The sequence below is a fragment of the Pedobacter sp. 05T44 genome, assembly GCF_056395985.1.
In genome coordinates this window covers 173,335-186,905 of sequence record NZ_JBFTKO010000007.1, presented here as the reverse complement: position 1 = coordinate 186,905, position 13,571 = coordinate 173,335, and the positions used below count along the sequence as shown (strand labels likewise).

The 13,571-nt window shown below is 38.6% G+C and carries 7 protein-coding genes; 4 read left to right on the top strand and 3 right to left on the bottom strand.

The window, feature by feature from the left end; all coding sequences use genetic code 11:
• Nucleotides 1–14: 14 nt before the first annotated feature.
• Nucleotides 15–2,051 (bottom strand): M13 family metallopeptidase, encoded by a 2,037-nt coding sequence (locus tag AC1DDK_RS13435; protein WP_337716382.1) that lies wholly within the window; start codon nt 2,049–2,051, stop codon nt 15–17.
• Between the two features lie 319 nt (nt 2,052–2,370).
• The gene (locus tag AC1DDK_RS13430) at nt 2,371–3,246 is read right to left on the bottom strand and encodes a DMT family transporter (RefSeq protein ID WP_172659489.1); all 876 of its coding nucleotides are present in this window, start codon (nt 3,244–3,246) and stop codon (nt 2,371–2,373) included.
• A gap of 163 nt (nt 3,247–3,409) precedes the next feature.
• On the opposite strand from AC1DDK_RS13430, the gene AC1DDK_RS13425 reads away from it, so the two are divergent.
• Nucleotides 3,410–5,563 carry a S9 family peptidase gene (locus tag AC1DDK_RS13425; RefSeq protein WP_337716384.1) on the top strand — a complete coding sequence of 718 codons (2,154 nt, stop codon included), beginning with the start codon at nt 3,410–3,412 and terminating at the stop codon, nt 5,561–5,563.
• A 187-nt stretch (nt 5,564–5,750) separates the two neighbouring features.
• Complete coding sequence (locus tag AC1DDK_RS13420; RefSeq protein WP_288881131.1) at nt 5,751–8,417, top strand: valine--tRNA ligase; 2,667 nt, start codon at nt 5,751–5,753, stop codon at nt 8,415–8,417.
• Between the two features lie 45 nt (nt 8,418–8,462).
• On the opposite strand, the gene AC1DDK_RS13415 is transcribed toward AC1DDK_RS13420, so the two are convergent.
• Nucleotides 8,463–9,065: a helix-turn-helix transcriptional regulator gene (locus AC1DDK_RS13415; RefSeq protein WP_288881129.1), complete on the bottom strand. Its 603-nt coding sequence runs from the start codon at nt 9,063–9,065 to the stop codon at nt 8,463–8,465.
• A gap of 246 nt (nt 9,066–9,311) precedes the next feature.
• On the opposite strand from AC1DDK_RS13415, the gene AC1DDK_RS13410 reads away from it, so the two are divergent.
• Both AC1DDK_RS13410 and AC1DDK_RS13405 read left to right on the top strand, forming a co-directional pair.
• Nucleotides 9,312–10,424: an efflux RND transporter periplasmic adaptor subunit gene (locus tag AC1DDK_RS13410; RefSeq protein WP_172659494.1), complete on the top strand. Its 1,113-nt coding sequence runs from the start codon at nt 9,312–9,314 to the stop codon at nt 10,422–10,424.
• Nucleotides 10,425–10,430: 6 nt separating this feature from the next.
• The gene (locus AC1DDK_RS13405) at nt 10,431–13,565 is read left to right on the top strand and encodes an efflux RND transporter permease subunit (protein ID WP_288881126.1); all 3,135 of its coding nucleotides are present in this window, start codon (nt 10,431–10,433) and stop codon (nt 13,563–13,565) included.
• Nucleotides 13,566–13,571: the final 6 nt, after the last annotated feature.

The following is a 13,571-nucleotide window of genomic DNA, read 5'->3' as shown; positions in this document are numbered from 1 at the left end:
ATTATATTATGTATTTACCAAATTCTAATTCTGTTTTCAGGTTTCTTATATAATTTATCACCTGGTTTAACGTCAAATGCCTCATACCACGCATCCATATTTACAGGTGCGCCAATGGTTCTGTAAGGTCCTGGCGAGTGCGGATCTGTTTTAATCAGCTGCGCTGCACTTTCAGGTAAAATGTTACCTCGCCAAACCTGTGCCCATGATAGGAAGAAACGCTGATCTGGTGTAAAACCATCAATCTTTTCATTTGACTGACCCTGTTTAGTTAATTTAAATGCTGTATATGCAGCATTAAGGCCGCCAAGGTCACCTATATTTTCTCCCATCGTTAGTTTTCCTATTACGTGGATGGTATCTAATACAGTATATGCATCAAATTGCTCTCCTAAAGCTTTGGTTTTTGCTTCAAATTTAGTCTTATCTTCGTCAGTCCACCAGTTACGAAGATTACCATCTTTATCATACTGGCTTCCTGAATCATCAAATCCGTGAGACATTTCATGTCCAATTACAGCACCAATACCACCATAATTAACCGCATCATCAGCATTTGGATCAAAGAACGGGAACTGAAGAATCCCGGCGGGAAACACAATCTCGTTCATTGTTGGGCTATAGTAGGCATTAACGGTTGGCGGGGTCATTCCAAAACGTGTACGGTCAACAGGTTTGCCTAACTGATCTATTGATTCTTTATACCCCCACGCACCTGCATTTCTTAAGTTCTGGAAATAGGCAGCACGGCTTATAACCAAACCATCATAATTCTTCCACTTTTCAGGATATCCTATTTTTGGCACAAATGCATTTAGTTTGGCAAGTGCTTTTTCTTTTGTTGCAGCACTCATCCAGTCCAGATTTTTAATCCTGATCTCAAATGCTTTTCTAAGGTTACTGATGAGCTCGGTCATACGCAGTTTTGCATCTGGCTTAAAATATTTGGCTACGTATAGTTGTCCTAATAATTCTCCAATTGTGCCATCTGTTAATTGCGACATTCTTTGCCATCTTGGAGTTTGAACTTTTTGTCCGCTTTGTACCTGATTAAAAGCAAAGTTTGCGGCCACAAAAGGTGAACTTAGGTTAGGAGCAGCATTTTTTAATACATTCCATTCCAGGTATGTTTTCCAATCTTTTAATGAAACACTCTTTAGCATTTCGTCAAAAGTCACAAAGAATTTTGGCGCAGAAACAAGTATCGTATCCTGACCGCTTACTTTTAGTTTAAGCAGCATTTTTGCCCAGTCTACAGATGGAGTGGTTTTGCTAAAGTTTGCAACAGTAAACTTATTATAGGTTTTATATGGATCGCGCATTTCTACACGAGACATTTGAGCATCTGCAAATTTCTTTTCTATCGACATTACCGTTGCTGCTTTTTTCTGACCTTCTGTATTATTGTAGCCAATTAAACCAAAAAGGGTAGTCATGTAGGTTGTATATGCCTCACGAATCTTTACACTCCTGCTATCATCCTTCAAATAGTAATCGCGATCAGGAAGTGTAGTGCCTCCCTGTCCAAGTTGAGGAAGGTATTTTGTTACGTTTTTTCTATCCTGACCGACACTAAATCCAAACATGGGAGAAGCAAGCCCGCTTACGCGCATATATACCGTATGGTCTAAAATATCCTGAACAGTTTTAAGTTGTTTAACTTTTTCCAGGTCAGCTTTAATTGGACTATAACCCAGTTTTTCAATTGCTATGCTGTCCATTGCGGCGGCAAAGAAATCACCTACACGTTTTTTTACTGATCCTACCGGAGCTGTTTTATCAGCAGCAGCATCTTCTACAAGTCCTTTTACTGCATTTATATTAAAATCTCTTAATACATTGAAACTGCCCCAACGTGTTTCTTTTGCAGGAACAGGATTGTTTTTAATCCATGTGCCGCTGGCATATGTGTAAAAATCATCTCCAGGTTTTACGCTGAGATCCATGTTGGTCGGGTCAATAAATTTTGCGGGAGATTGAGCACTAGCCGTATAGCCGGTCGCAAGAATTCCTAAGGCAGCAATGTGCCTGGTTAGTTTTAAAATATTCATAAAGTTAGTCAACAGATTTTATAACACTTTACCTATGCAGGAGAATCCCTGCGACATGTGGTGTTTATAATAACATCAATGAGGTAAAAGTAATAAATACTGCTTAACAAGCATTTTGTCTATTCAAAATATTACTTGTTAAACCAGTAGTAGATTTTAGTTAGGCTGAACCGCCTAAGCAAGGAACCTGAAAAGAAAAATAGTTTTATTGCTTTCATGACTAAGTCAGTTATACCTATTTAACATATTTTAACATATTTTATTGTGTAAGGGGTGTAAAATATGTTCTATTGTTTGGTAAGGTATGATCTGTTTACTGCTAATTAATACTTCTGCTTAATTTTTTTCTCTGGCCAAGATATAATCCGAAAACAACAAGCAAAGTGCCTGCAACTGTGTACATGGTAATAGGCTCGTCCATTAACCACCAGGCATAAAAGAAACCGAAAAGTGGACATAGAAACAGCCATAGTGAAGCTTTAACCGTATCTATTTTTAATAAGTAGAACCAACATATAAGCCCTATTACAGACACTGCAAGGCTAAGCCATAAAGCAGAGAATATAAGCCTGTTGTCCATTCGTATCAATGAGAAATCACTAAAGAAAAAGGTAAATGGGAGCAGAAATATTCCCCCTAGCGCCACCTGCCACCCATTGATCAAAATGTTGGGGAGCTTCCATTTCACTCTTGCGTAGTATACACTTGCAAAAGATACACAGACCATACTTAACATCAATAAGCTGATTCCCAATATAGTTGTACTGCTATCTTTTAACAGTGGATAGGTGGCAATTCCAATACCTGCCATACCTATTATAATGCTAAATATTTCTTCTTTTGATGGTTTACGGCCAATTAGCCAGGAAGACAATAGTACAATTAATAGTGGGTTTGTAGATGTAGCCAAACTGCCTATACCTGCTGCGGTATATTTCATCGCACATACGTACAGGCCAAGATAAACGGTGGTATTTAAAAGGCCAAATATTGAAAGGTGCTTCCATTCTTCGGCATTAGGTAATTTATAGGATTTATTAAATATATATCCAAATGAGAGTAATACAAGCCCTGCCAGGAAAAAACGAATATTTGCCAGGACCAATGGAGGCGCAGATAAAATGCCAAATTTTGTAGCTACAGATGCTGAAGCCCACAACATAGCGAACAGTAAACCTATAAAGATGTTTTTCACACATCAAAGGTAATCAAGCCAACGATGTAATTTGCGATATTTTGTATAAGTTTGGCCCCAACTTATTATTCATACGATGAAACCATCATGTGCTGCATTATATAAACCGAAATGAATAATAGCGGGCGGCGCATGATAGCTTCATCATCTTTTAGAACAACTGATGAAAAAACTGATTTTATGTATTCAATTGTTGTCAATTGCTTTTTATGGCATAGCCCAGGATAAACAATTGACCATTCAGGATGCAATGAGTAATGCACGCACTACTTTGGCTCCGGAAAATCTTTCTCAAATTCAATTTATTTATGGCACAGAAGATTATGTGTATGCCAAAAAAATAGGGAATGAACCCGTATGGATGAGTGGCAATTTTAAGAGTCAGCATGAACAGCAATTTTTATCATTGGTCCAGTTAAATCAGAAATTAAAGTCATTTCAAAAGAATACTTTAAAGTCGATGCCTGTTATTCAATTTAATCAGGGACCCGACTGGATATTAACGGTTAACGGAAGTAAAGTTGCGTTTAATCCTGTAAAGAATACCTATAAGGTGCTCATAGATCAATCTATTGGTAGTAAAACTAGTGTTGAACAAAGTACCGCTGGTTACATCGCTTATTTGGATAACTTCAATTTGTTTGTGACAAATGGTACTGATCAAAATCAGGTAACTAAAGATGGCAGCAAAGATATTGTGTATGCTTCGTCGGTTCATCGTGATGAATTTGGAATAACTAAAGGTACGTTCTGGAGCAATAGCGGTAAGCTACTCGCTTTTTATAGAATGGATCAAAGCATGGTTTCTGATTATCCGATCATAGATTGGACCACGAGACCTGCTAAAAATGTAAATATCAAATATCCTATGGCAGGCGATAAAAGCCATGAGGTAACTGTAGGGGTTTATAATGCAGATACGAAAGCTGTGGTGTACCTTAAAACAGGTGAACCTGTTGAGCAGTATCTTACTAATATTGCATGGAGCCCGGATGATAAATACATATACATTGCGGTTTTAAACCGCGGACAGAATCACATGAAGCTAAATCAATATGATGCAGCAACCGGTGATTTTGTGAAAACATTATTTGAAGAAAAGGATGAGAAATATGTTGAGCCATTGGTGCCTATGTTATTCCTCAAAAATGATCCTGCTAAGTTTATCTGGCAAAGTAACCGTGATGGATGGAATCATTTATATCTATATGATTTAAATGGAAAAGTATTGAAACAATTGACAAAAGGAAACTGGGAGGTACTTGATGTAAAAGGATTTAATTCAAAAGGTGATCAGCTGTTTTATGTTTCTACTGAAGAATCTCCCATAACCCGTAATTTATATGTGCTTAACTTAAAATCAGGTAAATCTAATAGGATTACACAAGGATTTGCTGTACATGGTGCACAGGTGAGCACTTCTGGAAACACTGTAATTGATAATTATAGTAGTCCGGAACAACCCCGAGTAATCCAGTTAATAGAAACTGCAACTGCTAAAACAAAAACATTATTAAAAGCACCCAATCCTTTAGCTGCATTTGCTACAGAAAACTCCTCAATCTTTACTATAAAAAGTAACAGTGGAGACGATTTGTATTGTAGCTTATATAAACCAGTTGATTACGACAGCACAAAAAAGTATCCGGTTATTGTTTACTGGTACGGCGGCTCACATGCGCAGCTTATCCTAAACTCATGGAATGCAGGTGCTGGAGATTATTGGTTCAGGTATATGGCTGAGCATGGTTATGTGGTATTAACAATCGACACAAGAGGAAGTGATAATAGGGGTAGAGCTTTTGAACAGTCTATGTTCCGCAGAGCAGGGGATGTTCAAATGGAAGATATGATGAAGGCAGTAGATTACTTGAAGGGGCTTCCTTATGTTGATTCTGCTAATATGGGGCTATTTGGCTGGAGCTTTGGAGGTTTTGGAACGGTTGATTTTATGGTTACACATCCTGGTATTTTTAAAGCTGCTGTTGCAGGTGGTCCGGTAATAAACTGGAAGTTTTATGAGGTGATGTACACTGAACGCTATATGGATACTCCGCAGGAAAATCCTGAGGGTTATGCTGCTACTGACTTGAGTAGTAAAGTTGACCAGCTAAAGGGAAAACTGATGTTAATCCATGGCCTGCAGGATCCTGTTGTAGTACAGCAACATTCTGTTGATTTCGTTAAAAAAGCTGTTGATAAGGGTATTCAAGTAGATTATATGATCTACCCTGGCCATGAGCATAATGTAATTGGTAAAGACAGAGCACATTTGTATCAAAAGGTTACTGATTACTTTATGCAAAACCTGAAGTAAAGAAAGTAAGGTTAAAAAAGATCAATGTACATTGATCTTTTTCCCTATTTTTCTATTTCCTTTTCCCAAAAAAGTCAGTGTTATGAGCTGATATGCAAAATCTTCCCTTCAAGATTTTGGGGAAGCGAATAGCATCTGTCTTTTTTATTCTTATTTTTACAGCCAAATCTGATACTTTTTCAAAATAATGAGCATTTCTACAAAATACGACCCGGCGGCAACCGAAGACAAATGGTACAGCTACTGGATAGAAAAGAACTTTTTTCATTCTGAGCCTGACGAACGTGAGCCTTATACCATTGTAATCCCTCCTCCAAATGTGACTGGGGTTTTGCATATGGGGCATATGCTAAACAATACAATTCAGGATGTGCTGATTCGTAGAGCGCGTATGCAAGGTAAAAATGCTTGCTGGGTGCCTGGAACGGATCATGCATCAATTGCTACTGAGGCAAAAGTTGTTGCCATGCTTAAAGAAAGAGGGATCAGCAAAAAAGACCTTAGCAGAGAAGAATTTCTTAAATATGCTTGGGAATGGAAAGAGAAATACGGGGGTATTATTCTTGATCAGCTGAAAAAGTTAGGCGCAAGTTGCGACTGGGAGCGGACACGCTTTACTATGGAAGATGATCTTTCAGAAGCAGTAATCGATAGTTTTATCCATTTGTATAAAAAAGGAAGAATATATCGCGGCGTGCGTATGGTGAATTGGGATCCGGCAGGTAAAACTGCGGTTTCTGATGAAGAAGTGATCCGTAAAGAGGTAAATCAAAAGTTATATTATATAAAATATTCGGTATCGGGAACCAATGATTTCTTAACCATTGCAACTACCCGTCCGGAAACAATTATGGCCGATGCTGCCATTTGCGTTAACCCTAACGACGAGCGTTACCAGCACCTGAAAGGAAAAAAAGTTTTTGTACCACTAATCAATCGTGAGATACCTGTTATTCAGGATGAGTATGTAACAATGGATTTTGGAACAGGATGCTTAAAGGTTACTCCTGCTCATGATTTGAACGATTACGAATTGGGTGTTAAACATAAGTTGCCTGTAATAGATATCTTAAATGAAGATGGTACATTAAACGAACTTGCTGTTGTGCTTGTTGGTGAAGACCGCTTTGTGGCAAGAAAAAAGATTGCTGTCTTATTAGAAGAAGCTGGTCATTTAGATAAAGTTGAGGACTATAAATCGCAGGTAGGTTTTTCTGAGCGTACCAATGCAGCTATTGAGCCTAAGCTATCTATGCAATGGTTCTGCAAAATGGATGAAATGGCCAAGCCGGCATTGAAAGATGTATTGGATGGCGATGTTAAGTTAATTCCTGAAAAGTTCGTAAACACCTATCGTCATTGGATGGAGAATGTTAGGGACTGGAATATCAGCAGGCAACTGTGGTGGGGACAACAAATTCCTGCATGGTACGATGATAAAGGCAATTGGGTTGTAGCAAAAACTAAAGAAGAAGCACTTGACGAGTTTTTAAAACTTAAAGATATTGACGGGGTATTTACGGAAACTGAAATCCATGGTTTTAAACATCAGCTGGCACCTTTTGTAACTCAGGATCCTGATGTAATGGATACCTGGTTTTCATCATGGTTGTGGCCAATCTCTGTGTTTAATGGTTTTAAAGATCCAGACAATAAAGATATTAACTACTATTACCCTACCAATGATCTGGTTACTGCCCCTGAGATTTTATTTTTCTGGGTAGCACGTATGATCATGGCAGGCCATGAGTTCAGAGGTCAAAAACCTTTTACAAATGTTTATTTAACAGGTATTGTAAGAGATAAATTGGGCCGTAAAATGTCTAAATCATTGGGTAACTCCCCTGATCCTATTGGGTTAATTGAAAAATATGGTGCTGATGGAGTAAGGGTAGGGATGTTGTTGTGCTCTCCGGCTGGAAACGATTTGATGTTCGACGAAAGCTATTGCGAGCAAGGCCGTAATTTTGCCAACAAAATCTGGAATGCTTTCAGATTAGTTAAAGGTTGGGAAGTTGATGAAAATCTTGAAAATCCCAACCAACAAGCTATATTGTGGTTCGAAAATCGCTTTAACGAAGCGCTGGCAGAGATTGAAGAGAACTTTAAACAATACCGTTTATCGGAAGCTTTAATGGCCTGTTATAAACTGGTATGGGATGATTTCTGTGCCTGGTATCTTGAAATGGTAAAGCCAACTTATCAACATCCAATAGACGCTGAAACTTTAAAAGTAACTATCGGTTTCTTTGAAAAAATCCTGACATTATTACATCCATTTATGCCTTTCCTAACGGAAGAATTGTGGCATGATGAACTCTTCGGAGAGAAAGGTGAGCTTGATTGCTGCATTGTAGCAAACTACCCTGTTGTTGGTAAAGCGGATGCGCAATTACTTAAAGAAGTGGAGATTATTAAAGGCCTGGTAGCTGAGATCAGAAACGTTAGAAATACGAAACAGATCTCGCCTAAAGAAGCACTTCCTCTGGCTATAAAAGTAAATTCGTCTTTAGATTTCGAAAAATGGTTAAATATTGTGTTCAAGCTCGCTAATATTAATCAGGTTGAGTTTGTAAACGATAAGATTCCAGGAGCTGTAAACTTTATGGTGGGCAACGATGAGTTCTTTATTCATCTGAATGAGGCTATTGATATTGACGTTGAAATAGAACGCTTAAATGGAGAATTGGTTTATTTACAAGGCTTTTTGAAATCTGTAGATGCTAAGCTGAGTAACGAAAGGTTTGTACAAAACGCAAAACCTGAGATCATTCAAAACGAACGCAATAAAAAAGCAGATGCTGAATCGAAGATCAATACTATCGAAGAAAGTCTTGCTGCTTTAAAAGGATAAATCTAATTGAGCATTCTTCGGCAGGCAGCTGGAGAATGCATTATTTTAACCAGCCTTCTTTAATGTTATTCTGTAGGCGCACCTTCTGTCGCCTGCAATAATATGATTTACCCTTGTTATATCTATATCCTCACCTAATACAAACTTAAAAGTATTAAGCTCTGAGGCGCAAAAACCCTGGCAAACCTGCGCTGCTGCACAAATTGGGCAGTGGTTCTCTATCAACAAATAGCCTTGTTCATCTTTACTATATTCAGCCATGTATCCTTCTCGTGTGCGGATATCTGCGAGTTGGGAGATACGACCTTCAAGATCTGTAATAGATTGTAATTCGTTAGAATATTTTTCCTTGCCAACTTGTTCGCCTGCTGCTATCACTTTATCAAGAGCCTCGTCGCCCAGCGTGGTCTTCATAAGTTGTATCAGTTTAACAGTAAGTTCGGCATGCGTATCAGGAAAACCAGCATTTCCTTCTTCTGTTAAACTAAAGTAAACGGTGGGCCTGCCAACACCTTTTGATTCGTTGGTCGATTTGATCAATCCCTCCTCACTTAATTTGATGAGTTGTAAGCGCGCGCCTTCACTTGTAATCCCAAGTTCTTTTGAAATTTCTCCTGCAGTTAATGCACCACGGGTTTTTAAAAGCATTAAGAATCGATTTGTCTTCATAATCTAATAAAACAAGTATTTGGTTGTTTTATTCACAAAAGTACTAACTTTGCTTAACTTTTTAACGAAATAAAGAATTATAATGAAATTATCGTGATACTCCATATTTAATTATTAACCCAACACTTAGTTCGGGCGATAAATAATCGCTGTTAACCTTAACTGCCAAAAAGAGATTTTTTAGGAGATGAGGACTACTTATGCCAAAAAAGAAAAATTACATTTATGAAAACAATACAATTACTCTCATTATTAGGCGGAATGTTGCTATTTGAAGCATGCAGCCCCACACAAAGCCAAACGCAGGAAGAAACTATTCAGGAATATCCGGTTTCAACAGTACAACCGAAAGATGCTGTTCTCAATACAGATTACTCAGCAACTATACAGGGTCAGCAGAACGTAGAGATCAGACCAAAAGTAGATGGGTTTGTAGAACAGATACTTGTTGATGAGGGTGCAGTTGTTAAAAAAGGTCAGTTACTTTTTAAAATAAATGCCCCCCAGTACGAACAGGAGGTTAGAACAGCTACGGCCGCCATAAAAAATGCTGAAGCTGAAGTAAGTACTGCAAAAATGCAAGTCGAGAAAACCTTGCCTCTGGTAAAAGAAGAGATCATTAGTAATTATGAACTTAAGCAGGCAAATTTTAATCTGCATGCTAAAGAAGCTGCACTTGCACAGGCAAAAGCTAGTTTAGTTAATGCCCGCACTAATCTTGGCTATACTCATATAAATAGTCCTGCCGATGGGGTGGTGGGAAACTTACCCTATAAAACAGGCAGTCTGGTTAGCAGTTCATCTCCACAACCGCTAACAACAGTTTCAAATATTGCAAGTGTTTTTGCCTACTTCTCCTTCAATGAAAAGCAGTTTCTGGATTTCACAGAAAACAACAAAGGGAAAACCATAAAAGATAAGCTAATGAATATTCCTCCGGTAACACTTTTGTTGGCCAATGGAACAGAATATTCAAAAAAAGGCAAGCTGGAAACCTTAAGTGGATTAATCAATACAGAGACGGGTTCAGTTAATCTTAGGGCAAGTTTCCCCAACCCCGATGGATTAATTAGGAGTGGCGCCAGTGCACTTATTCGCATCCCATTAAAAGTAAGCAATGCACTTTTGGTCCCTACTAAAGCAACCTTCGAAATGCAGGAAAAAACGATGGTCTACACCGTTAAAAACGGTGCGGTAAAAAGTACTGAAATAGAGATAATGGATGTCCCTTCTGGTGAATTTTATGTGGTAACAAAAGGACTGAACCCTGGCGAACAGATTGTGACGGAAGGAATGGGAAGCTTGAAAGATGGAATGAAAATCAAAGCAAAACACTAAAATATTATGTTAAAGAAATTTATAGATAACCCGGTCTTGTCTACCGTTATATCGATTATCATAGTTATAATGGGGTTACTAGGCCTATATTCATTGCCTATTTCCCAGTATCCAGACATTGCTCCACCCGCCGTTGAAGTAAGTACCTCATATCAGGGAGCAAGTGCGGATGTGGTCATGAAAAGCGTAATTGTACCGCTCGAAGAAGAGATTAACGGAGTAGAACACATGACTTACATGACTTCTAAAGCAAGTAATGACGGTAGTGCCAGCATTACAATAAACTTTAAGCAAGGTACAGATCCGGATATGGCTGCAATTAATGTGCAGAACAGAATCACCAAAGCTACAAGTTTGCTGCCAGCGGAAGTAATCAAAGTTGGCATTACCACCAGTAAGCGGTTGAATAGTGAAGTATTTAGTTTTCTGTTGTACAGCGAGGATGGAAAGTATGATCAGAAATTCCTCGACAACTATTTAAAAATTAATGTGATGCCTCAAATCAAAAGAGTTGAGGGAGTAGGGAATGCCGCTGTATATGGAGGTATGGATTACAGTATGAGAATCTGGCTTAAACCAGATGCCATGGCTGCTTATGGGTTAATCCCTTCTGATATTACAGAAGCGCTTGCAGAGCAAAACATAGAAGCTGCACCAGGTAAAGTAGGAGAGAACAGTGGTCAGGCATTCCAGTATACCTTAAAATATACTGGTCGCCTTGAAAAACCTGCACAATTTGAAAACATCATACTCAAATCTGTAGGTAATGGTCAGGTACTTAAGTTAAAAGACATTGCTGAGGTAGACATGGGCTCTTTTACTTATTCGAGTACCATCATGGCGCAAGGTCATGAATCACCATATGTTGCAATCAATCAAACTTCAGGTTCCAATGCCAATGAGATCATAAAGAAGTGTATAAAAATATTGGACGATGCTTCATTAACCTTTCCAAAAGGAGTCAAGTATAGCGTATTCGCCAATGCAAATGAGTTTTTGGATGCTTCAATTTCTAAGCTTATAGTTACAATTATTGAAGCATTTATATTGGTATTCATTGTAGTATTTATCTTTTTGCAGGATTTCCGTTCTACCTTAATTCCGGCCATTGCAGTTCCGGTAGCTATTATAGGAACATTCTTTTTCCTTAAACTTTTTGGATTTACGATTAACCTGCTTACACTTTTTGCCCTGGTTCTGGCCATTGGTATTGTGGTAGATGATGCCATTGTAGTAGTAGAGGCGGTTCATGCTAAATTAGATCAGGGTGCTAAATCAGCAAAAAAAGCAACTATGCATGCCATGAGTGAAATTAGCGGGGCTATTATCTCTATAACCCTCATTATGGCTGCGGTATTTGTTCCGGTAACTTTTGTTACGGGGTCGGTTGGGGTATTTTACAAGCAGTTTGGGTTAACACTTGCTGTGGCCATTATCATATCTGCAGTAAATGCACTTACTTTAAGTCCGGCACTTTGCGCATTGTTGTTAAAACCACATGGCGAGCATCATGAACAGAAAACCGGCTTTTTACAGCGCTTTTATGCAGGGTTTAATGCTTCATTCAGCACCATGACTAACCGTTATAAGAAGTCGGTTGTTTTTCTGATTGCGAAAAAATGGATTGCATTTGCGATAATCATTGTGTTTAGTCTTTTATTCTGGTTTTTGGTTAAAACCACTCCAACTGGATTTGTGCCTAATGAGGATAGTGGTTCCATATATGGTAACGTTATTTTACCTCCGGCAACTTCTTTGGAACGTACTGAATTCATTGCAAATAAAATAGATAGCATCGCGAGATCTATTCCTGAGATTGAATTGTCATCTAGAGTTGCCGGTATGGATTTAATGAGCGGCACCGGGAGTTCGTATGCGGCTATATTTATCAGGTTAAAGCCATGGAAAGAAAGAACAAAAAAAGGGCAGGATATTAAAAGTATTGTTGGTCAGTTGTTCGCAAAAACTGCAGAAATTAAAGGAGCCAATATCATTTTCTTTGCCGCACCAACATTACAGGGGTTTGGAAATAATGATGGTTTCGAATTTCAGTTGCAGGATAAAACAGGAGGTAGTTATAAGGCTTTTGATGCAGTAATTGGGAAGTTTATGGGAGCACTAAATCAGCGTCCTGAAATTATGTATGCTGCTACATCATACAACACAAGTTTTCCGCAGTACGAGGTTAATGTAAACGTTGCGAAATGCAAAGAAGCAGGTGTTCCTGTTAACCGCGTACTTGGAACGCTGCAAGGCTATTTGGGGGGTATTTATGCGTCAGACTTTAATCGTTTTGGTAAACAATACCGTGTAATGATTCAGGCTGAAGCGGAACAGAGAACCAATAAAGAGGCCATCAATAGAATATTTGTTAGGAATGATAAAGGGGCTATGGCTCCGATATCAGAGTTTATTACACTTAAAAAAATCTATGGCCCGGAATTTATAAACCGCTTTAACTTGTTTACGGCTGGTGCCGTAAATGGCGCACCCAAGCCTGGTTATAGTTCTGGTGATGCGATAAAAGCAATTCAGGAAGTAGCTGCCCAAACCCTACCACAAGGTTATACTTATGAATTCTCCGGTTTAACACTAGAAGAGTTGTCTAGTGGTAGTCAAACCCTATTGATCTTTATGCTCAGCTTGCTGTTCATTTATTTCTTATTGAGTGCCCAGTATAAGAGTTATATTCTGCCATTCTCAGTGCTGCTTTCTTTGCCTATAGGACTGGCTGGAGCATTCTTGTTTGCACGATTATTTGGGCTTGATAATAACATATTTCTGCAAATAAGTTTAATTATGCTCATCGGCTTACTTGCAAAAAATGCGATCCTTATTGTGGAGTTCGCATTGATGCACCGCCTTAGTGGTATGAGTTTAATCCAGTCGGCAATTTCAGGCGCTACAGCCCGACTAAGGCCAATTTTGATGACCTCTTTTGCCTTTATCTTCGGCTTGCTTCCCTTGATGATCGCTACCGGAGCAGGGGCTTTAAGTAACCGCTCAATAGGTACCGCAGCGGTTGGTGGGATGCTTGTAGGTACAGTATTCGGGGTGTTTGTAATCCCTGCATTGTTTGTAGTTTTTCAATCTCTGCAAGAGAAAATATCTGGAGTACGCAAAAACAATGAAGTTTTATAATTCGTA

Bases quoted from the DNA above. Each gene is read 5' to 3' on its own strand.
- AC1DDK_RS13435 (WP_337716382.1), bottom strand. From the start codon at position 2,051: ATGAATATTTTAAAACTAACCAGGCACATTGCTGCCTTAGGAATTCTT.
- AC1DDK_RS13425 (WP_337716384.1), top strand. From the start codon at position 3,410: ATGAAAAAACTGATTTTATGTATTCAATTGTTGTCAATTGCTTTTTAT.
- AC1DDK_RS13420 (WP_288881131.1), top strand. From the start codon at position 5,751: ATGAGCATTTCTACAAAATACGACCCGGCGGCAACCGAAGACAAATGG.
- AC1DDK_RS13415 (WP_288881129.1), bottom strand. From the start codon at position 9,065: ATGCTTTTAAAAACCCGTGGTGCATTAACTGCAGGAGAAATTTCAAAA.
- AC1DDK_RS13410 (WP_172659494.1), top strand. From the start codon at position 9,312: ATGAAAACAATACAATTACTCTCATTATTAGGCGGAATGTTGCTATTT.
- AC1DDK_RS13405 (WP_288881126.1), top strand. From the start codon at position 10,431: ATGTTAAAGAAATTTATAGATAACCCGGTCTTGTCTACCGTTATATCG.